Source organism: Pseudidiomarina marina (assembly GCF_044807045.1).
Lineage (GTDB): Bacteria > Pseudomonadota > Gammaproteobacteria > Enterobacterales > Alteromonadaceae > Pseudidiomarina > Pseudidiomarina marina.
Window position 1 is genome coordinate 389,331 of record NZ_CP085233.1, and the last position, 20,109, is coordinate 409,439.

22 protein-coding genes are annotated in these 20,109 nt (G+C 47.4%); 6 read left to right on the forward strand and 16 right to left on the reverse strand.

Going from position 1 to position 20,109, the window contains the following annotated elements; all coding sequences use genetic code 11:
• Positions 1 to 3: 3 nt before the first annotated feature.
• Complete coding sequence (dnaN, locus tag LG272_RS01855; protein ID WP_126759795.1) at positions 4 to 1,104, reverse strand: DNA polymerase III subunit beta; 1,101 nt, start codon at positions 1,102 to 1,104, stop codon at positions 4 to 6.
• A 62-nt stretch (positions 1,105 to 1,166) separates the two neighbouring features.
• Positions 1,167 to 2,576 carry a chromosomal replication initiator protein DnaA gene (gene dnaA / locus LG272_RS01860; protein WP_126759796.1) on the reverse strand — a complete coding sequence of 470 codons (1,410 nt, stop codon included), beginning with the start codon at positions 2,574 to 2,576 and terminating at the stop codon, positions 1,167 to 1,169.
• A 289-nt stretch (positions 2,577 to 2,865) separates the two neighbouring features.
• Here dnaA and rpmH point away from each other — a divergent pair, with 289 nt between their 5' ends.
• Genes rpmH through LG272_RS01890 form a run of 6 tightly spaced genes read left to right on the forward strand, consistent with a single transcriptional unit; the run spans position 2,866 to position 7,857 of the window.
• The gene (gene rpmH / locus LG272_RS01865) at positions 2,866 to 3,000 is read left to right on the forward strand and encodes a 50S ribosomal protein L34 (RefSeq protein ID WP_055439485.1); all 135 of its coding nucleotides are present in this window, start codon (positions 2,866 to 2,868) and stop codon (positions 2,998 to 3,000) included.
• Positions 3,001 to 3,002: 2 nt separating this feature from the next.
• On the forward strand, positions 3,003 to 3,395 hold the full coding sequence (gene rnpA, locus LG272_RS01870) for a ribonuclease P protein component (RefSeq protein ID WP_404409274.1): 393 nt from the start codon (positions 3,003 to 3,005) through the stop codon (positions 3,393 to 3,395).
• On the forward strand, positions 3,332 to 3,622 hold the full coding sequence (gene yidD, locus LG272_RS01875; RefSeq protein ID WP_404409276.1) for a membrane protein insertion efficiency factor YidD: 291 nt from the start codon (positions 3,332 to 3,334) through the stop codon (positions 3,620 to 3,622). Before rnpA ends, yidD begins: the two co-directional genes overlap by 64 nt.
• Positions 3,619 to 5,289: a membrane protein insertase YidC gene (yidC, locus tag LG272_RS01880; protein ID WP_404409278.1), complete on the forward strand. Its 1,671-nt coding sequence runs from the start codon at positions 3,619 to 3,621 to the stop codon at positions 5,287 to 5,289. Before yidD ends, yidC begins: the two co-directional genes overlap by 4 nt.
• Before the next feature lie 3 nt (positions 5,290 to 5,292).
• Positions 5,293 to 6,666: a tRNA uridine-5-carboxymethylaminomethyl(34) synthesis GTPase MnmE gene (gene mnmE, locus LG272_RS01885; RefSeq protein ID WP_404409280.1), complete on the forward strand. Its 1,374-nt coding sequence runs from the start codon at positions 5,293 to 5,295 to the stop codon at positions 6,664 to 6,666.
• A 42-nt stretch (positions 6,667 to 6,708) separates the two neighbouring features.
• Positions 6,709 to 7,857: a dicarboxylate/amino acid:cation symporter gene (locus LG272_RS01890; RefSeq protein WP_404409282.1), complete on the forward strand. Its 1,149-nt coding sequence runs from the start codon at positions 6,709 to 6,711 to the stop codon at positions 7,855 to 7,857.
• Positions 7,858 to 7,942: 85 nt separating this feature from the next.
• Here the strand turns inward: LG272_RS01890 and LG272_RS01895 are convergent, their stop codons facing one another.
• The 14 genes from LG272_RS01895 to LG272_RS01960 form a co-directional block, all read right to left on the reverse strand.
• A complete protein-coding gene (locus tag LG272_RS01895; RefSeq protein ID WP_404409284.1) occupies positions 7,943 to 8,572 on the reverse strand; it encodes an OmpA family protein in 630 nt (209 codons plus the stop codon).
• 90 nt (positions 8,573 to 8,662) lie between these two features.
• Positions 8,663 to 9,142 carry a DUF4199 domain-containing protein gene (locus tag LG272_RS01900; RefSeq protein ID WP_404409286.1) on the reverse strand — a complete coding sequence of 160 codons (480 nt, stop codon included), beginning with the start codon at positions 9,140 to 9,142 and terminating at the stop codon, positions 8,663 to 8,665.
• A 36-nt stretch (positions 9,143 to 9,178) separates the two neighbouring features.
• Positions 9,179 to 9,880, reverse strand: a complete 702-nt coding sequence (locus LG272_RS01905) for an RNA polymerase sigma factor FliA (RefSeq protein ID WP_404409288.1) — start codon at positions 9,878 to 9,880, stop codon at positions 9,179 to 9,181.
• Between the two features lie 5 nt (positions 9,881 to 9,885).
• Positions 9,886 to 10,377, reverse strand: coding sequence for a hypothetical protein (locus tag LG272_RS01910; RefSeq protein ID WP_404409290.1), 492 nt, complete (start codon positions 10,375 to 10,377; stop codon positions 9,886 to 9,888).
• Positions 10,378 to 10,384: 7 nt separating this feature from the next.
• The gene (flhF, locus tag LG272_RS01915) at positions 10,385 to 12,487 is read right to left on the reverse strand and encodes a flagellar biosynthesis protein FlhF (RefSeq protein ID WP_404409292.1); all 2,103 of its coding nucleotides are present in this window, start codon (positions 12,485 to 12,487) and stop codon (positions 10,385 to 10,387) included.
• Complete coding sequence (gene flhA / locus LG272_RS01920) at positions 12,484 to 14,568, reverse strand: flagellar biosynthesis protein FlhA (RefSeq protein WP_404409294.1); 2,085 nt, start codon at positions 14,566 to 14,568, stop codon at positions 12,484 to 12,486. Before flhA ends, flhF begins: the two co-directional genes overlap by 4 nt.
• Positions 14,565 to 15,707, reverse strand: coding sequence for a flagellar biosynthesis protein FlhB (gene flhB / locus LG272_RS01925; protein ID WP_126759811.1), 1,143 nt, complete (start codon positions 15,705 to 15,707; stop codon positions 14,565 to 14,567). The genes flhA and flhB overlap by 4 nt, the downstream gene beginning before the upstream one ends.
• A 61-nt stretch (positions 15,708 to 15,768) precedes the next feature.
• Positions 15,769 to 16,707: a flagellar motor protein MotB gene (gene motB / locus LG272_RS01930; RefSeq protein ID WP_404409296.1), complete on the reverse strand. Its 939-nt coding sequence runs from the start codon at positions 16,705 to 16,707 to the stop codon at positions 15,769 to 15,771.
• Positions 16,708 to 16,709: 2 nt separating this feature from the next.
• On the reverse strand, positions 16,710 to 17,573 hold the full coding sequence (gene motA, locus LG272_RS01935; protein WP_126759813.1) for a flagellar motor stator protein MotA: 864 nt from the start codon (positions 17,571 to 17,573) through the stop codon (positions 16,710 to 16,712).
• 59 nt (positions 17,574 to 17,632) lie between these two features.
• A complete protein-coding gene (gene flhC / locus LG272_RS01940) occupies positions 17,633 to 18,178 on the reverse strand; it encodes a flagellar transcriptional regulator FlhC (RefSeq protein ID WP_126759814.1) in 546 nt (181 codons plus the stop codon).
• Positions 18,179 to 18,199: 21 nt separating this feature from the next.
• A complete protein-coding gene (locus LG272_RS01945) occupies positions 18,200 to 18,499 on the reverse strand; it encodes a flagellar transcriptional regulator FlhD (RefSeq protein ID WP_126759815.1) in 300 nt (99 codons plus the stop codon).
• A gap of 160 nt (positions 18,500 to 18,659) precedes the next feature.
• A complete protein-coding gene (locus tag LG272_RS01950) occupies positions 18,660 to 18,929 on the reverse strand; it encodes an EscU/YscU/HrcU family type III secretion system export apparatus switch protein (protein WP_126759816.1) in 270 nt (89 codons plus the stop codon).
• On the reverse strand, positions 18,929 to 19,690 hold the full coding sequence (locus tag LG272_RS01955) for a hypothetical protein (RefSeq protein ID WP_404409299.1): 762 nt from the start codon (positions 19,688 to 19,690) through the stop codon (positions 18,929 to 18,931). The genes LG272_RS01950 and LG272_RS01955 overlap by 1 nt, the downstream gene beginning before the upstream one ends.
• Before the next feature lie 59 nt (positions 19,691 to 19,749).
• Positions 19,750 to 20,109, reverse strand: coding sequence for a flagellar protein FliT (locus LG272_RS01960; RefSeq protein ID WP_404409301.1), 360 nt, complete (start codon positions 20,107 to 20,109; stop codon positions 19,750 to 19,752).

Here is a 20,109-nt window from a genome sequence, read left to right on the forward strand (position 1 = left end):
CTTTTACAGACGCATTGGCATGACCACATACAACGACGAATCATCATCGTTATCTTCAATAAGTCCACTTGCATCTGAACCGGATAGCGTCAGTTTTACTTTGCTACCTTGTACGGTATTCAATACATCAATCAAGTAGCTTACATTAAAGCCAATCTCTAATGGCTCGCCTTGGTATTCAACTTCAATCACCTCTTCAGCCGTTTCTTGCTCTGGGTTATTTGCTGTTAAACACATCTCGCCGGCGCTTAAATTAACACGGACGCCACGATACTTTTCATTGGAAAGAATCGAAGCGCGCGAACAGGCCTGTTTTAAAACGTCGCGCTCAGCCACCACTACCTTGTCTCCGCCACTCGGAAGTACACGGCGGTAATCAGGGAAGCGACCATCAACAAGCTTACTCGTAAACCCAATACCATTCGTTTCAATGCGTATATGGTTGTTACCAATTAAAATCTTCACTTCGTTTTCAACATCGTCCAGTAGACGAAGTAATTCCATGACACCCTTACGCGGCACAATCACTTGACGGGCAGCGAGATTCGGTTGACCAATCTCACAGCTACTCATGGCGAGGCGGTGGCCATCGGTTGCGACGGTACGCAAGGTGTTTACATCTGTTTCGAACAGCATGCCGTTCAGGTAATAGCGAACGTCTTGGTTCGCCATAGAGAAATGGGTGCGTTCCATTAAGTCTTTAAGCACTGCTTGGCTTGTAACTAGCTGAATATCGCTATCCCAGTCGTCAATATTTGGGAAATCTTGCGCCGGCAATGTTGCTAACGTGAATTTACTACGACCTGAGCGAATCATTGCTTTATCTGCAGAAGCCGTAAATTCAACTGTTGCACCATCGGGTAGGCTGCGAACAATATCCACCAACTTCTTCGCCGGAACTGTTACTTCACCGGCTTCGCCGCCCTCAATAGCGCAGGAAGAAACTAGTTCTACCTCTAAGTCCGTACCGGTAAGCCGTACCTGATCCGACGATGCTTGAATGAGTACATTCGATAAAATCGGAATGGTATGTCGGCGCTCAACTGCACCGCTGACAACTTGAAGTGGCTTTAAAAAAGCATCACGACTGATGGAAAATTTCATACCCACATTCCCCTGTTGTTTGTTCCTTGTCGCTTCGCTGCGTCTGTACTAAACGTCAAACGTTACGCCGACAGCGTCCGAATTAAATTACGATAATCTTCTTTTAAATCGTTCTGTGAATCTTTTAACTTAGCAATCGTTCGACACGCATGTAATACCGTCGTGTGATCACGCCCACCGAAGGCGTCACCAATTTCCGGTAAACTATGGTTCGTTAATTCCTTCGCTAACGCCATCGCCATTTGGCGAGGTCGAGCGACTGAACGCGAGCGACGCTTAGACAGCATATCTGACATTTTAATGTTGTAGTACTCAGCCACTGTCTTTTGAATATTATCAATCGTAACTAACTTCTCTTGTGCCGCAATTAAATCTCGTAGTGCTTCTCGCACAAAATCGATAGTAATCTGACGACCAGTTAAATTTACGTTGGCAACCAAGCGGTTCAAAGCGCCCTCTAATTCACGTACGTTCGAGCGTAGCCGTTTCGCTATAAAAAACGCCACCTCATGCGGCAAGGTGATGCCACGTTCTTGCGCCTTGCGAATCAAAATCGCCACCCGTGTTTCTAGTTCTGGTGGCTCAATTGCTATGGTCAAACCCCAGCCAAAACGCGACCGCAGTCGATCTTCTAATCCTTCTATCTCTTTCGGATACAGATCGCTCGTGAGAATAATCTGTTGATTGCCTTCAAGTAACGCATTGAAAGTATGGAAGAATTCCTCTTGCGTACCCTTTTTGTTCGAGAAAAAGTGAATATCATCAATAAGCAATGCATCGACAGAGCGATAATAGCGCTTCATTTCATCAATAGTACTATTCTTTAATGCATTCACCATGTCTTGAACGAATCGCTCGGCACGAATATAGAATACTTTTGCATCTTTCTTGTGTGCGCGAATAGCGTTGCCTACCGCATGTAACAAATGCGTTTTACCTAGGCCAGTGCCGCCGTAAACAAACAGCGGGTTGTATGCACTACCGGGATTCTCAGCTACTTGGTGTGCAGCCGCCAGTGCGAGTTGATTCGATTTACCTTCAACGAAATTATCAAAGGTATATTCTTCATCTATATTGCATTCAAAAGCGGGAGCTGGTGCATCAGTTGCATTCCATGGCGTTGCGCGTGGCTGACGCTGGACCGGCGCTGTAGCAGGCGTTGATGCCGTTCGATTCGTTGTGGTACTTGTTGCTACACCATTGCCGGATTGCTTCTTCTCGACACCACCAACACGAAACGAAACGCGAGGACTCTTTTCGCCGCGTTCGGTAGCAAGCTCATTCAGGTAGTCATTAATCTGATTCAGATATTTATCTTTGATCCAATCAACAACATATGAATTTGGCGCGTATAAGGTAAGAATGTTGTCTTCAACTTCCGATTGAAGCGGACGGATCCAGGTATTGAAATTCTGCGCGGTTAATTCGCTTTGCAGTCTATCTGCGCACAATTGCCAAAGCGATTTATTCACACCTGTCTCCCAATATTGTCAATTATAATTATTCGTCTCGATAGCTAAAGCCAGATCGGTAGCGATCCTTTAATTTTAGCATCGGCTGGATTGATTTGATTGTACTAAAAGCACCTCAGGATCGCTAGCATTTGCAACAAATTTACTGCATGGAATACGAACGCTTATCCACAATTAAAATCATTCTCATCTTGCATTTGTGGATAGCTTTTTACGTTGACTTTGATCCTTTTAACCGTTAGAATTCGCGCTCTAAATTTTTAGGTAACTCGAATACGGAAGTAACGTCATGAAAAGAACATTTCAACCAAGCGTATTGAAGCGCAAGCGCACTCACGGTTTCCGTGCTCGTATGGCAACGAAAAACGGTCGTCAAGTGTTGGCTCGCCGTCGTGCCAAAGGCCGTAAAGTTCTGTCTGCATAATATTGAAGCAGAATTACGCTTACGGGCGGGAGTTAAGACTGTTAACTCCCGCGCACTTTCAAGAAGTCTTCGACAATCCCCCGGTGAAAGCTGTCACGGCTGAACTCACCATGCTTGCTACTCCTAATAATCTCGGTTTCCCTCGTATTGGCGTCACGCTTTCAAAAAAGCGAGCCAAGCGTGCTGTTGATCGAAATCGAATAAAACGCAAGATTCGCGAGAGTTTTCGTCTAAAACAGCATAAAATACCGGCATTCGATATTATCGTGATTGGAAAAAACGGTGTTGTTGATCTTTCTCAGGAAGAGTTGCAGCAGCGTTTGGATTATTTATGGCGAACCTTAAGCAAGCGTTGCGCGCAATACCTATCGGCTTCATCCGACTCTACCAGCTAATTATTAGTCCGCTGATAGGGCCGCGTTGCCGATTTACGCCAACCTGTTCACAATACGCCATCGAAGCAATCCAAAAGCATGGTATCATTCGAGGCTTCTGGCTTGCCAGTAAGCGTATTCTCAAATGTCACCCAGGGCATCCAGGTGGCTTCGACCCGGTTCCAGGTACTGAACCCTGTGAAACGGAAACAACGAATCAAAGTAAAACAGAGACGAAGGACTTATGAATTCGCCACGTTCTATCTTGTTTATCGCTTTCTTGGTAGTGAGCTTTTTCCTCTACCAAAATTGGCTCATTGATACTGCACCGGGTACACAAAAATCGGCGCAAACCCAACAAACTCAGTCTACCGATTCAAGTGTGCCTGAAGCACGCATGGAGCCATCAGCTACTGACAGCTCAGTTCCTGAATCAAGTGATAGTGGTTTGCCTGCTAGCAGCAACGCATCAAATAATCCTCGTGTTCAAGTGCAAACCGATGTACTTGACGTTGTTATTGACACTCACGGCGGTGATGTTGTCAACGCGCAGCTTCTTCAATTCGCGCGTACTCAAGACTCCGAAGAGCGGTTTGAATTGCTACATGCAAATCCTAACCAGCTTTATATTGCTCAATCGGGGCTAATTGGCGCGGACGGAACCGACTCGGCGCAAGGTCGCCCAGTGTTCCACGTAGAACAAACCGAATACCAATTAACCGGTGACAAGCTTGAAGTGCCACTTTACTACACCCTCGAAGATGGTAGCGAAGTTATTAAAACCTTCATCTTCTCGAAAGGTTCATACGCTGTAGACGTGGTCTACACCATTCGTAATGCAACCGGTAGCCATAAACAGCTTCAGTTTTACGCTCAGCTTAAGCAAATCATGACCGAAGGTTCTGGCAACATGATGATGCCAACCTATAAAGGTGGTGCTTATTCATGGGATGAAGACCGTTACGAAAAATACGCCTTTGACGATATGCGTGACCAACGCTTAAGCCGTGAAACCCAAAAGGGTTGGGTGGCTATGCTTGAGCATTATTTCGTTTCAGCATGGATTCCGCGTGGCGAAGGCACCAAACAACTGTTCTCTCGCATTGTTGGCGGCGACCAAGCGATTATGGGCGTCCTCTACCCAACCGCAACTGTCGCACCAGGCGCTGAAGCTCAAATCCGTTCAACGTTGTTTGTTGGTCCCAAAGACCAAGATGCCATGGCAATGGTTGCTGAAGATTTAAATTTGACCGTTGATTACGGCTTCTTGTGGTGGCTTGCGCAGCCAATCTTCAAGTTGCTCCAATTAGTACAAAGTGTCCTCATTAACTGGGGCCTCTCAATTATCGCAATTACTATCATCATTAAAGCGTTGTTGTATCCGTTGACTAAAGCACAGTACGTCTCAATGGCGAAAATGCGGATGATTCAGCCGAAGATGACAGCTCTCCGTGAGCGCTATGGCGACGACCGTCAGAAAATGTCACAAGCTATGATGAAAATGTACAAAGAAGAAAAAGTAAACCCACTCGGTGGTTGTTTACCGATGCTTCTTCAATTGCCAATTTTCTTAGCCTTGTATTGGGTACTTTTGGAAAGCGTTGAACTTCGCCACGCTCCGTTATTCCTGTGGATTAACGATTTGTCGGCGAAAGACCCGTACTTCATCCTACCTATTTTGATGGGTGCATCCATGTTCATTATGCAGAAGTTACAACCAACTCCTGCTACCGACCCAATGCAACAAAAATTACTGCAATACATGCCTGTTATCTTTACCGTATTCTTCCTATGGTTCCCTGCAGGTCTGGTACTGTACTGGTTGAGCAGTAACTTGATCACTATTGGTCAAATGCAGTGGATCTATCGTGGCCTTGAAAAGAAAGGCATGATGGAACGTCGCAAGAAGAAATAAGCAATGGAATTTGAGCTAACGAACGACACCATTGTCGCACAAGCCACGCCTCCTGGGCGTGGTGGTGTTGGCATTGTCCGAGTTAGTGGGCCGGCGGCACGCCGTGTCGCCGAGCGCATGTTGGGCCACTGCCCAGCGCCGCGTAAAGCCGAATATCTCCCGTTTAAAGATCTCGAAGGCGCGGTACTCGACGAGGGTATCGCACTCTTTTTTCAAGGCCCGAACTCGTTTACCGGTGAAGATGTACTTGAACTACAAGGCCACGGTGGCCCTGTACTCATCGACATGATCATCAAAGCAATTCTAGATTTTCCCGATGTACGCCCTGCTCGCCCCGGCGAATTCAGCGAGCGCGCGTTTCTCAACGACAAACTGGATTTAACGCAAGCTGAAGCCATCGCCGATCTCATCGATACGACTTCAGAACAAGCAGCCAAAGCTGCCCTACAAAGCCTACAGGGCGGATTCTCACACGAGATAGACCAACTTGTTGATCAAGTGATTCATCTGCGTATGTACGTTGAGGCTGCGATTGACTTTCCGGATGAAGAAATTGATTTTCTTAGCGATGGCAAAGTCGCCACTGATCTTGAAGGCATCATCGACCGCCTACAACAGGTCATGGTACAAGCAAAACAAGGCACCTTGTTGCGCGAAGGCATGAAAGTTGTGATTGCCGGCCGCCCGAACGCTGGTAAATCATCACTGTTAAATGCGCTAGCGGGCCGAGAATCAGCCATCGTGACCGCCATTGCCGGTACCACTCGTGACGTGTTGCGTGAACATATCCAAATTGATGGTATGCCGTTGCACATCATTGATACCGCCGGACTACGAGAAAGCCCAGATGAAGTCGAACGCATTGGTATCCAGCGCGCTTGGGATGAAATCCGTGGTGCTGATCGCGTGTTATTTATGGTCGATGCAACAGAAACCAACGCGATACACCCCGCTGACATTTGGCCTGAGTTCTTTGAACAGCTACCTGACGATTTACCATTCACGGTGATTCGCAACAAAGTCGACCTAAATGAAGAGCCGGTTACAATTGAAGATATCGGTGGTATCCCTGTTCTACATCTCAGCGCAAAAACCGGTCACGGCATTGATCTTCTGCGCGAACATTTAAAACATTGCGTTGGCTACACTGCCACCAGTGAAGGTAGCTTTATGGCGCGTCGCCGTCACCTCGATGCCCTCGAGCGAGCTCGCGAACACCTCATGATTGGCCAAGAGCAACTTGAAATGAATTTAGCTGGCGAATTGCTCGCAGAAGAGCTTCGTCTTACCCAGCAACACCTTAATGAAATAACCGGCGAATTCACTTCGGATGATTTGCTCGGCAAAATCTTTAGCAGTTTCTGTATCGGGAAATAACCGAACTCTCTATACCAATAAAACCAAAAAGTGAGAACAACCATGGGTTTAATTATTAAACTAGTTCTAGGGATTGTGATTGGTACCCTTATTGGGCTTTATACGCCTGATTGGGTTACTCAACTTCTGCTGACGTTTAAAGAACTCTTCGGCCAACTGTTATTCTTTACCATTCCGCTATTGATTTTGTTCTTTATCACAAGCGGCATCGCTGGGTTACCACAGAATTCTGGCAAACTTCTTGGACGTACTCTAGGTATCGCTTATCTCTCAACGATTGTGGCGGGTACCGTCGCGTACTTTATCGCAAGTTTAGTCGTGCCGATGTTAACAACCGCTGCTAAAGCCGCTCAGACAGCCGATGCGAAGGTTTTAGAGCCATTCATCACCCTCGACATGCCGCCCGTGTTTGGCATCATGACAGCGCTTGTTCTAGCGTTTATTTTCGGGTTAGGTATTACTGCGACGCGCGCAGAACAGCTCAAACAAATCTCAGACCAAGGCCGAGACATTATTGAGTTACTTCTCGGTAAGGTCATCATTCCGTTATTGCCGTTTTACATTGCTGGCGTATTTGCTGAAATGGCTGCCGCAGGCACCGTATTTGGTACACTTAAAACATTCGGCATCGTCTTGTTACTCGCCGTAGCACTGCATTGGGTGTATATCATCAGCATGTTTACCGTTGCTGGATTAAAAGCCGGCCTCAGCCCGGTGACGCTCATCAAAAACATGTTACCTGCTTACTTTACGGCATTAGGCACTATGTCGAGCGCTGCAACCATTCCAGTAACTTTGCGTAGCGCCAAAGAAAATAAAGTCGATGACGATGTCGCTAACTTTGCGATTCCACTTTGTGCAACAACCCACTTGGCCGGCTCTACGATCACAATTGTCAGCTGCACTATTGCGGTGATGTATTTGCATAGCGCGTTAGCCATTCCGTCTTTCTTAACCATTTTGCCGTTCATTTTAATGTTAGGCGTGGTGATGCTGGCTGCTCCAGGCGTACCTGGTGGCGCGGTGATGTCTGCGGTCGGTTTACTGGGTTCCATGCTCGGCTTCGGTGAAACCGCCATAGCGTTGATGATTGCGCTGTATATGGCACAAGATAGCTTTGGCACGGCGTGTAATGTCACCGGCGACGGCGCAATTGCGCTACTGGTCAATCAAGCATCTAAAGCCGAATAACGATCAATTAAAACTCGTGATATGAAGAATCAAAAAAGCCGCTGATAAGTATCAGCGGCTTTTTTATAACAGTCTGACTGTTAAACTAGGCTTCGTTCGGCACAATTCGTAATTCAACACGGCGGTTAAGCTGACGACCATCAGCGGTGCTATTATCCGCTACTGGCATCGTTTCACCATAACCTACGGTGGTCAGGCGACGCTGGTCAACACCACTGCCAACCAAGTGATTGCGTACAGCCAGCGCTCGATTCTCCGACAGACGTTGGTTATAGTTGGCGTCACCAGTACTATCAGTATGACCTTCCACTAACATCGTCGTTTTCTCATAGCGGTTGAGCACTTTCGCTACGTCAACAAGTACCGGATCAAAACTTGAAGCAATGGTCGTACTATCCACGGCAAATGTCACGTTACTTGGCAATTGCAGACGAATGTTATCACCGTCACGAATAACCTGAACGCCACTACCAGCCAACTCTTCTCGGAACTCTCGCTCTTGCTTATCCATGTACGCACCGATAGCGCCACCAGCAATGGCACCAGCAACCGCACCCCACACATAACGGCTTTTATCGTGATCGCCGGTTCCTTTACCGATAACCGCACCAGCAATAGCGCCAATGGTAGCGCCTTTTTGCGTATTACTCATGTTGGCACAGCCGGTAACCACAAGCGAAGATACCGCGACAGCTACTGCTAATTTCTTCATCATGCTGATATTCCCATTTTCAACTGAACGTTGCATTCAATTTAGCACAGTAAAGAATTTCTGCCTTTGCGTTTGCTTGAAATTAACGCTTAGTTATTTCTTAGTTCGCACAAACAAGGCCACTACAGCTGACGTGATCACGCCCATAACGACGGCGGCAATTACTGCTTGAATCATGTAGCTTTGCAGAGAGAAATAATTGAGCGCTTGCGTTTCAGTCATATTGCCGCTACTTACGGCGTACTCAACCATGTTGGCAAAGAAATCAGGAGAGACGAAAGTATGCGCAAGCCACTGAGTTAATGGTGATAATATAGCGACAACTATGGTTATTCCGATACCGCACAGAAAACCTTGTTTCCATGTCATGGCGCCATTTAGCTCTTTCTCGCGCTTGTCACGCATTGCTAGTACATAGATTGCAATGGCAACGATAGCAAACAAATTTGTCCAAACTACATGTTGCGCAATATAGTCGCCATGGAGGCCAACAAGCCGCTCAAGTAGCAACCACACCAACATGGCGACACTGAAGATAAAGCCCCAACGAATTTCTAATTTATAATTATTCATCAAGCACCTACTTGTACTTTGAGTACGTTGTTTGGGTTAATCGGTGGCAACTCGAGCTCGAATCCGCTTGATCGCTTGGCTATGTAACTGCGATACACGTGATTCGGTAACATCGAGTACTGCGCCAATCTCTTTTAGGTTAAGCTCTTCTTGATAATAGAGCGTCATCACTAATTTTTCACGCTCAGGAAGCATATCAATTGCTTCTATTAATAGCTGTTTTAACTGTGCATTGCCAATTTGGGCTTCTGGCTCGGCGTCTTCATCACCGTTAGACTCATTGCCAGGAGTCTCTGAAATCACTTCGTCATACGACAAAACAAGGCCATTGTTGGTGTCTAACAACAACTGGTGATAATCACCCAGATCAATATTTAATTCTGCCGCAATTTCGCGCTCTTCAGGCGGGCGCCCGAGTCGCTGCTCTAATTTGCGAATGGTTTGTTCGAGCTCGCGCCCACTGCGCCTTACACTGCGCGGTAGCCAATCGCGGCTACGCAGCTCGTCAATCATCGCACCGCGAATACGCTGATGGGCATAGGTTGAAAAAGCCACGCCGGAATCAGGATCAAACCGGTCGACACAGCTCAGTAAGCCCTCAACACCTGCTTGAATCAAATCATCCACATCAACGCCAGCTGGCAGTTTAACTTTTAAATTAAACGCCTGCCGTCGAACCAGCGGATAATACTGTTCGATAATACTGTGTTTGTTGAACTTACCTTCAGCTGTATACATAATTTTCAGCCCGAAAATACCAAAACATCAATGTTGAAATACTGGCGTGCAACCGTTTGAATATTGGCGATTAGCCCACTTCGCGCCATCGGCGGGTGCAGGGCAATAATGCGCCGCGGCCCATTTACTTCATGAATTCGTTTTAACGCCCGATAAGCCCGCTGAAAACTATCCAAGTCGCCCTCTATCCAAATTGCCCAACGTGGATAGTTTGTCACCAACTTATCAAATTCAGGGTATTCAATCGATACCGGAATAACCCGCCATCGATCGGCCGCACCAACCCATTTCATACCATCTTCTGCCCAACGATGAAACACCGAAGCAGCCTTTAGAGCGTACTCTTCATTCAGTTTTGGCAACCCAAGTACCACAACTTGTTCTAGATTATCGGACGTCTTCGTCGGCGAAACTTTTTCTGATACGGCTTCGTTTGCCTGGTCATCGCCATTTCGCTTGGCTGCCCACTGCCGCAAACTCGCTGCCTGATCACTCATACTAAATTTATGCCTCTACTTCTCGGCCTGCTGCCACTAACGATTCATAGGCATGCATGACATGCAAAATTGCGGGGAGCAGTTTATCACCTTGAACACGACCGCGCTTGCCACTGATGCTAAGAAGTTCGCCTCGTAAGCCAGCAAACTGCGCGGCGCTATGATATTCAACGTGCAAAGTTACTGCGGCCAATGCGCCAGCTAAAGCTAATTGAACGTCACCATCTAAATCGAGTTTCCCTAATGCGCGCCATGCTAGACGTGTCAGCCTTGCATATTCTTCCAGCTGCATCATGGTGCGCGTGCGCTCGACCACTTGCTCTGCGGTACAATGCCCATCAGCTAACCAATAGCGGCGCTGTATCGGATTCTTACTCGGCCCGCCATGTAATTCGGCATACACCACTTGAACGAGTTGCTGACTCTGTTCTGACTCGGCCGCAGCAATCGTTAACTCAAGGCGACGCCGTTCGCCACGATAAAGAATTGTGTGCTTACTCAGTGGAATACCGTGTTTTTTGACGAGTTCACTGACCGCTCTCGGTTGACCCTGAACAGTTACTTTGTGGTTCAAATTTAACGTGGCTAACCAACCTGTTTGATGTTCAGAGAAAACCTCAAGTAGCTCGGTTTGCGGCAGGTAATCAAATAGTTGTACCGGCGCTAACGCCATATCCGGTAGCACTGGCGCATCTGCGCTGTGCAGAACCGGAGGCACTAATGGCAAACCTTGCTTGTTCAAGCCCAAATGTGGGGTTAGATGATGCCAGCCTTGCAACGGTTGCGGCGCGGCCCAACGAATCATATTCAACTCGTCTGGAAACGCCGCATTCATCCAGTTTTCAGGCAAAACCCGCTGTTTCCAAGCCTGCACGAACTCTTGAAAATGCGGCACCTGATTTCGCAGCGCCTGCATACTCGATTGAATGAGATGGCCGTGCGCAAATACTTGCGACGGTTCCAGCTTTTCATTGCCTTGTTCCCACTCACTTTCTGCTAAGGCCGATTGGCTGACATCCGCCGTTAACGAATCAGCAACTAATTGCTCTACATCTGGCACTTGAATGTCTTCAGGTACGCGTTGACCTGTCGAGGTTGCCTGAACCGTCAGCTTATGTCGAATCACGGTATCCAAAACACCCCCCATGCGGGCGGTTTCATCCAGCTTGGTCAAAATACAATCTTGGATGATTAAATCACTTTCACTGGCTATGCGCTGGTAAATACGAGCGACTTCATCCAACGTCTCTTGCTGCGCTGCCGCATTTAGCAATAAGACAATACGGGTCGAATCTCGTTTTTCGGCGCTACCGAGCGCAGCAATTTTTTGCGCTAAACGCTGATCACGCTGGCTCATACCAACGGTATCAACCAGAATCAAACGCTTGCCTTGCATTTTCTCGGCTAATGAATCGAGTGTATCGCCATCTGCCAATGCATGCATTTGTACGTCGAGCAACTCTGCATATATCGCTAACTGTTGTTGCGCACCAATACGGTAGCTATCAGTGGTCACCAGCAGCAAACTATCATTACCATGTTGCATTACGTAATTCGCGGCTAGTTTCGCGGTTGTTGTGGTTTTACCTACCCCTGTAGGCCCAACGAGTGCCATCACGCCTTGATGCTGAACAAGCTCCCAATCGTGTACTTGCATCTCTGATTGATGAGAAATTCGAGCAACAATTTGCTGCTGTAGCCACTTCAGTGCTTCGGGGTAGGTTTTATTCGAATGATTCAATGCCGAGGGTAGCAACGCAACTAACTGGCGACTCAATGTATCGCTGTAGCCACCTGCACGTAGCTGTCGATACAGCCGTTTACGGTTATCATCAGCTACTTTATCGCCTTGCTGTTGATGCAGCATGGCACGCATATCTTGGACATCGCTTAGTAACTGTTGAGCAATACCAGTAAAATCGGGGGTTGCTGTTGCATCAATATCTTCAGCATCATGAAGTTTAGCCAAATCTGCTTCACCAATGGCATAAATTTCTGCGCCCTGCGTTGTCTTACGTGATGAAACAATTACCGCATCATCACCTAACGCATCGCGAACTTTGCGCATTGCATCTTTGTGGCTGGCTGCTCGGAAGCGCCTAATGGTCATTGTGACCCTCCAATAACACTGACTACTTTAATGGTTCTGTCATCTGGAATTTCGGCTTGCGATAATACCACTAAATCACGTAGCTGGCGGCGTAAGAAGTGCGACAATAATGGACGCAGCTGATGTGGCACTACGAGTACCGGCGCCAACCCTAATGTTTCGGCATGATGCAACGCTTTTTGTGTTTGTTCTTGTAGCGTTACCGCCAAACCTGGCTCCAAAGAGCTGTTCTGCTGCAGCGCTTGTGAAAGCATGTTTTCTAACGAAACATCTAAGCCGATAACCTGCAACTCGCGCTCACCACCGAACCATTTTTGCGTGATATTGCGACCTAGGGCAATACGGACACGCGCCGTCAATTCATGCGCATCGGCTTGCTGGCCTTCAAACTCAGCTAACGTATCAAAAATTGTGCGTAAATCGCGAATCGACACGTCTTCTTCAAGCAAGTTTTGTAGCACACGCTGCAATGTGGTTACGGTAACACATTTCGGCACGACATCTTCGACTAAGGCTTTGTTTTCTTCCGATAACTTATCGACAAGCTGTTGCACTTCTTGGCGACCTAACAAGTTCGATGCATAACGTTGTAATAAGTGATTTAAATGGGTGGCAACTACGGTGCTTGCATCAACCACGGTATAGCCGTAAATTTGCGCGTGCTCGCGTTGATCTTGGCTTATCCACTTCGCCGGCAATCCGAAAGCTGGGTCTGTCGTATCAATGCCTTCTACTTCACCACTTACTTGCCCTGGATTGATCGCCAACCAGCGATCGGGATAAATTTCAGCGCGACCAATCTCACCACCTTTTAATGTGATGGTATAGGTATTTGGATTTAGTTCGAGGTTATCGCGAATGTGCACAACAGGCGGCAAAAAACCAACTTCTTGCGCAAATTTCTTACGCACGCTTTTAATGCGACCGAGTAACTCGCCTTGCTGCGTATCGTCAACCAAGGCAATTAAACGATGACCAACCTCCATACCCAGCGTATCAACCAATTGAACATCGTTCCAACTCGCTTCTGGTGCGCTAAATGATGGCGCTGGCGCGACTTGTTCAGATTGCGCGGCAGCGGCCTTTTCCGCGGTTTGTTGCTGGTGAAGGTACCACGCGAAACCACCTAACATTGCGGTAAACAACAAGAACACGAAGTTGGGCATTCCCGGCACTAAGCCCAACAAGCCAATAACACCGGCAGCAAGCATTAAAACCTTCGGGCTAACAAACAGTTGTTTGATTAACTGCTGACCCACATCTTGCTCGGTATTCACGCGTGACACGGTCACACCGGCTGCCGTTGAGATAATCAGCGCAGGAATTTGCGCGACCAAGCCATCGCCAATGGTCAACAACACATAAGTTTCTGCTGCAGCGCCGGCGCTCATATTGTGTTGCATGACACCAATCAAAAGACCACCAATGATGTTTACCACCATGATGATCATACCGGCGACAGCGTCACCGCGAACAAACTTACTGGCACCATCCATTGAGCCGTAGAATTCTGCTTCTTGTGCAACTTCTTGGCGACGACGACGGGCCTCTTCTTCACCGATTAGGCCAGCATTCAAATCAGCATCAATTGCCATTTGTTTACCCGGCATCGCATCAAGAGTGAAGCGAGCGCCCACTTCGGCTATACGTCCTGCACCTTTGGTGATAACCATGAAATTGATGACGACGAGAATTAAAAACACCACCAAACCAACGGCAAAGTTACCGCCAACCAAAAACTGCCCGAACGCCTCTATGACTTTACCGGCCGCATCGCCACCATTGTGCCCTTCCATCAAAACAACACGGGTTGAAGCAACATTCAATGACAAGCGCAACAGGGTAGAAAACAATAGCACGGCAGGAAAAGCCGCAAACTCAAGTGGCTTCTCAGTGAACATGCTCACCAATAAAACCATCAACGACAGGGCAATATTAAACGTAAATAAGAAATCCAGAGCGAATGGCGGTAACGGCAGTACCATCATCGCTAAGATCATGAGGATGAGTACCGGGCCGATTAAAACCTGCAAGCGCGCCGAGCTAAAGCTTCCTGCTAGCGCATTCATGTTTAACTTCATTGTGCCGGTACCTCGTAATCATCAGGAACTGAAATATTGGTTGGTGTTGGTGGCTTTATTGCAGCCCCTTCACGAGCACGTTTTAATTGAAATGCCCAAGCTAAAACTTCGGCTACCGCGGTATACAGCGGAGCAGGAATTTCATGTCCCAGATCAACATGCATATGTAATGCTCGGGCTAGCGGTGGTGCTTCTAATCGTGGCACCTGATGCTCATCACCTAACTCACGAATACGCTGTGCCACGAGATCGGTGCCTTTCGCAACCACGCGCGGGGCGCCCATATTACTATCATCGTATTTCAATGCCACCGCATAGTGTGTCGGGTTAGTTACAATCACATCGGCTTTAGGAACTTCGGTCATCATGCGCCGGCGTGCCATAGCTTGTTGCTGCTGTCGAATCTTACCCTTAACGTGGGGGTCACCCTCGGTTTCCTTGTTTTCACGTTTCACTTCTTCTTTGGACATTCGCAATTTTTTGGTGTGCGTGAACAACTGAAACGGCACATCAAAAGCAACAACAACCAACAAGGTTAGTATCATCAAAAAGCAAGCGAGCGCAGCCATACTCATGGCTTCGCCTAGCGCCTGTTTAACTTCAAGACTCATTAAACGTAGAAAGTTCGCTTTCTGGTCCCACAAAAACAGCATCAGAACACTGCCAACCAACACCGTTTTTGCAATGGCTTTGCCAAGTTCAGCCAGGGCTTGGCTTGAAAATACGCGTTTTAACCCCTTGATTGGATTTAGCTTACTAAGCTTTGGTGCCATTGCCTTTGCCGACACCACCCAACCTCCGAGTAGGGCTGGCGCGACGAGCGCCAACACCATCATTACGGCAAACAAAGGGAGTATCGAGAGTAACGCAGATTGCCCGAGCTCTAATACGTTCTGCAACATTGGACCAGATTCCGATACCTGCAAACGTTCGAATAAAAACGCCTGCTCCATCACCAAGCCAAGATTCTGATACATTGTGCTACCTAGCGCCCAAAGCATCACAACGCCGCCAAACAAGATCACAAAAGTGGTCAGCTCGCGCGATCGCGCAACCTGACCTTCTTCCCGAGATTTTTGTAACCTGCGGGCGGAGGGTTCCTCTGTTTTTTCTTGGTCACTTGTTTGCTCTTCTGCCATGACAGCAATTATTGCTGATGATATGCAAGAGCGAAGGGTCGAAAAAAGGGGTTAGAACCCCTTATTTCTGTTTTGTTTGATCCGTTGCATTCGTGGCGCGCTGAAACTCTTCGTTCAGTTGCTGAACATCCGGTTCGAGGCGCGCATCGAGCTCTTCTTGATCTTGCGGGAAAAAGCCCTGGCGTTTAATAAATTCCGCCGATTCAAATGTGTGTACCACAATCGTAATTCGGCGGTTACGGGGGTCGTCTGTTGCCGTCCCATCCAGTGGAATCCGATCGGCGGCGCCCATTACCAGTAACAGCCTTTCGGGTTCAAATCCACCGTCTAGCAACGCTTTGCGCGATTCGTTCGCACGGTCAGCAGAAAGCTCCCAGTTACTATAGCCACGCTCGCCGCCAGCATACGGGAGGCTATCGGTATGACCACTAATGGTCACTTCATTCGGAATTTCATTTAATAATGGCGCTAACGTTCGAAGTAAACGCTCCATATAGGGCGCGATACGGTCACTTCCCACCTCAAACATGGGTTTCGTCTCGGTATCCAGCATCATGATGCGTAATCCCTCACGGGTCACATCAAATTGTAACTGTGCTTTTAAAGCTCGTAACACTGGGTCCGCTTCAATTGCAGATTCAACGCGACGACGAATTTCATTAAAATGCCGACGCACATCCGATGGGCGAGTCTCACGACGCAAGTCAATTCTCGCTTGTTCACCTTCCATGTGCGTTGGGTCGGTACCGCCACCTTGAATAACGCTTGCGGCATTACTTGAGCGTTCGCCGCCAGCCATCGAAACCAAAAGTGGTGTACGAAAGTATTCCGAAATGCTTTGTCGGTCTTTTTCGCTCGACATCGACAAAATCCACATCACCAAGAACAACGCCATTAAAGCCGTCATAAAGTCCGCTAGCGCAATCTTCCAACTGCCACCATGGTGCTTTTTGACGATTTTCTTTCGTCGAATAATTATCGGGCGATGGTCTTCAGCCATGACTACTGCTCCGCTTTGGCACCACGAACATGGTCTTCGAGTTCAGTAAAGGTTGGACGCTCAGAGGTGTGCAGTGCTTTTCGACCGAACTCTACTGCCAACTGTGGCGCATAGCCATGCATGCTTGCCAACAAAGTAACACGTATCACTTGTAACGTTTTCACAAGTTCGGCAACTTGACGTTCAACTCGGCTTGCTAATGGGTTAATAAAACCGTAACCCAATAGAATACCCAAGAATGTCCCCACTAGAGCGTGAGCAATCATCGTACCCATAACGTCAGGGGGAACATCAGCCGTGCTGAGCGCACGCACCACGCCAAGTACCGCCGCCACGATACCAAACGCAGGCATCGCATCACCGACTTTATGCAATGCATCACCAGGTATTTCGGCCTCTGCTTCAAACGTTTCTATTTCGTGCAACATGAGTTCATCAAGCTCTTGTGGATTCATGTTGCCACTGATCATGAGACGCAAATAGTCGGCGATAAAATTCAACATCATGGTGTCTTCAAGAACATCGGGGTGTTCTTGGAAAATGGAACTTTCTTCTGGATTTTCAATATCTCGCTCTACGGCTAACATGCCATCGCGGCGCATTTTATTGAGCAATTTGTAGATGACCGCGAGAAGTTCAAGATAGGTTTCGCTATTGTACTGTGTCGAACGCTTAAAACGCTTTACTGACTGCAACGTTGCTTTAATCGCTTTACCATTATTGGCGGCAATGAAAGAGCCTACACCGGCACCACCAATAATTAGTAACTCAAGCGGCTGAAAAATAGGCCCTAAAGCTCCGCCGGCTAAAACAAAGCCGCCAAATACGGAAAAAATGACTACAACAAAACCGATAGCTATTAACACGGCCGCTTCCTTTTTCTAAAAACACATCTAAGAAGTTTATCGGCGCGAACGCTTAAGACTTAAATATCTTTTCGCGATTTTGAGGTTTTTTGCTTGAGCGGCTTACCCGCTCTTGAGGGAGGTTGACACACCCCACAAATATAATCCGCATCGGGTGTATGAGCATGATTAACAAATTGTAGCCCGCAGCAATTGCATTTAGACAACTGGAACATATCACTTTCAAAGAAACGCACTAATGTCCAAGCTCGCGTTAGCGCCAGAACCTCTTCTTCACCGCTCAGTTGAATATGTTCTTGGTAGAGTTTGTAGGCTTTAATAAATGCCTGCATCCGTTCCAGTTTCTGCCCTTCTCGCAAGCGCGAATATATATTGAAGAAGAACGACGAATGGACGTTAGGTTGCCATGTCATGAACCAATCGGTTGAAAATGGCAACATTCCTTTGGGAGGTGATTTGCCTGAAACTTCTTTATACAACCGAACTAAGCGGCCGCGATTCAAACTCACCTCTGATTCTAAAACTTGCAACCGAGCACCAAGTTCAATGAGCTCTATTGCAAGCTGTACCTGATTGAGTTCTTCAAGAAGTTTCTTAGCAGTCATCAAGGATTCTTTATGTTTAGGTTAAGCGGAAGCCATGTGCATCGCTATATGAGTTGCCTGCATACCGGTGTCACGCTTGTTAGTCAAAATCGCTTTTAAGTGGCTTACCGAACCCAAATTGGGTTGTAGAAGACTTTGCGGCTGACGCGCTAACATGGTTAATTCCTTCGCAGACATATCAGCAATAAGATCAGCTAATTCATCGTCGATTTTTAATCGGAAAATTGCGGTATCGCGATCTTCGACGATTAATTTCTGAACCAACATCAGGTAACTGAAATTTAATTCCTGAAGTTCAGAAATAGTCTTACTGTGACTCATGGGGGCATTTCTCCAACACTGCTGTTTATTTTTCTTTCTTTAAGCGATCTTTAACAAATCTTAACACTGTTGGTCAATAGTAAAGATCAATCTTTACAGTCTACATTACATACCTTAATGTTTGTTTTTTGTTAATTGAAACAAGGTATAAAACGTAAAGTCAGCGGCTTGCATCAACCGATTTTGCCCAAATCAACAATTCCGCAACAACAAGCCAAAGCGTTTGCGGTATATATTCATCAAGATCAATTTGCGATAAAAGATCGACCAGTTCTGGTGAATCGTGGACAAACACATTATGCTCGCTTGCCAGCGCTATAATCTTATCGGCGATCAAACCTTCCCCTTTTGCGACTATTTTAGGTGCCGGTTCGAATTCCTGATATCGCAAGGCAACTGCCTTTTTGGTTTTTGAAAGGTCATCTGCCATCACGGTAACCTCGACACTGGAATGCTATCAATCTCCACGCCGGCTCCTAGTCGCAAGCGCGCCATTAAACGGGTTGTTGCTTCTTGCAATGATGCAACCAACGATTCTGCACATTGTAGCTGCATCGTAAGATGTTTTTGTGACAGCCGCATTTGCGCGCGGATCTCGCCCACCTGCGGCAGGGTGAGCTTTAATTCACTGGTCCATGCCGGCGGTTCTGGCTCTTCTCCTTGTTTACGGCGTTGTTCATCGCGCCAACGTTGTACCAAAGGATTCACATCTGGTTGCACTAACCACTGCAAATGCGCTTGTGGCCACAATTCAGATTCAATACGAATAATACCCGAATTCAGCAACTCAAGTTGCTGACCTAAAATCGCTTGTATTTGTGGTGAGCTTGCTCGAAATTGCCCGAGGTTTTGTGGTTGCTGGCGTACCTGCAGGAATGGGACTTTCTCTGCTGCCCACCGGGCTAATAACGCTTCGTAAAATAATCCTGAGTCTTTCACAATTGTCTGTAATCGCCCCATCAACGTGAGTGTGTCGAGCTGCGTTGACGCTGGGAATAAAGGTGCATCCGGCTTGATATGCCCACCCATTTGCTGCGAAGACGGTTGCATTTGTTGTGGTACTTGTTGTTGAAACGACTGAATCAATTGGATTAGCCGAGCAATTTGCTGACCGGCTTGACTAAATTCAGTGGTGCTTGCGGTAGCTTGTATGGGAGCCACTGGCAAGGTGTGGCGAGGGAGGAGGTCCACCGTTGAACGTTGCTTGGCAACTTGGTGGACCAAAGTATCCAAAAGAGGAGTTATACTACTCAACTGCTATAGGTGTGCTCGAGCTTCTGCTTTTTCTGCATGCTGAGCAACGTCTGCTCCAACATGGTGCGACGCGCGACTAACCGCTCCCGAATCTCACGGTCTTGATCCATGATGGTGCTCAAAAGTTGTAACTTGCTAAGTTGCTGGTCCTCAGACAACTTAACTCGGGCTTCGGCATGGCTCAACCGCTCAACCTCACGAACGTACTCGACTTCCGTTTCAATTAAGGCTTCCCAGTCTTCGTTGCGCACACTGGCGAGCATTCTGTTCGAATGTTCCAGTAGCGTCTGATACGACATAATGACCTCCGTCGGTGACATCAGGTAGTCACGTTGTAGTTTTGGTTGCGCGGCCAC

Coding starts and splice junctions, on each gene's coding strand:
- dnaN (WP_126759795.1), bottom strand. CDS start 1,104: ATGAAATTTTCCATCAGTCGTGATGCTTTTTTAAAGCCACTTCAAGTT.
- rpmH (WP_055439485.1), top strand. CDS start 2,866: ATGAAAAGAACATTTCAACCAAGCGTATTGAAGCGCAAGCGCACTCAC.
- yidD (WP_404409276.1), top strand. CDS start 3,332: ATGGCGAACCTTAAGCAAGCGTTGCGCGCAATACCTATCGGCTTCATC.
- yidC (WP_404409278.1), top strand. CDS start 3,619: ATGAATTCGCCACGTTCTATCTTGTTTATCGCTTTCTTGGTAGTGAGC.
- mnmE (WP_404409280.1), top strand. CDS start 5,293: ATGGAATTTGAGCTAACGAACGACACCATTGTCGCACAAGCCACGCCT.
- LG272_RS01890 (WP_404409282.1), top strand. CDS start 6,709: ATGGGTTTAATTATTAAACTAGTTCTAGGGATTGTGATTGGTACCCTT.
- LG272_RS01895 (WP_404409284.1), bottom strand. CDS start 8,572: ATGATGAAGAAATTAGCAGTAGCTGTCGCGGTATCTTCGCTTGTGGTT.
- LG272_RS01900 (WP_404409286.1), bottom strand. CDS start 9,142: ATGAATAATTATAAATTAGAAATTCGTTGGGGCTTTATCTTCAGTGTC.
- LG272_RS01905 (WP_404409288.1), bottom strand. CDS start 9,880: ATGTATACAGCTGAAGGTAAGTTCAACAAACACAGTATTATCGAACAG.
- LG272_RS01910 (WP_404409290.1), bottom strand. CDS start 10,377: ATGAGTGATCAGGCAGCGAGTTTGCGGCAGTGGGCAGCCAAGCGAAAT.
- flhF (WP_404409292.1), bottom strand. CDS start 12,487: ATGACCATTAGGCGCTTCCGAGCAGCCAGCCACAAAGATGCAATGCGC.
- flhA (WP_404409294.1), bottom strand. CDS start 14,568: ATGAAGTTAAACATGAATGCGCTAGCAGGAAGCTTTAGCTCGGCGCGC.
- flhB (WP_126759811.1), bottom strand. CDS start 15,707: ATGGCAGAAGAGCAAACAAGTGACCAAGAAAAAACAGAGGAACCCTCC.
- motB (WP_404409296.1), bottom strand. CDS start 16,707: ATGGCTGAAGACCATCGCCCGATAATTATTCGACGAAAGAAAATCGTC.
- flhC (WP_126759814.1), bottom strand. CDS start 18,178: ATGACTGCTAAGAAACTTCTTGAAGAACTCAATCAGGTACAGCTTGCA.
- LG272_RS01945 (WP_126759815.1), bottom strand. CDS start 18,499: ATGAGTCACAGTAAGACTATTTCTGAACTTCAGGAATTAAATTTCAGT.
- LG272_RS01950 (WP_126759816.1), bottom strand. CDS start 18,929: ATGGCAGATGACCTTTCAAAAACCAAAAAGGCAGTTGCCTTGCGATAT.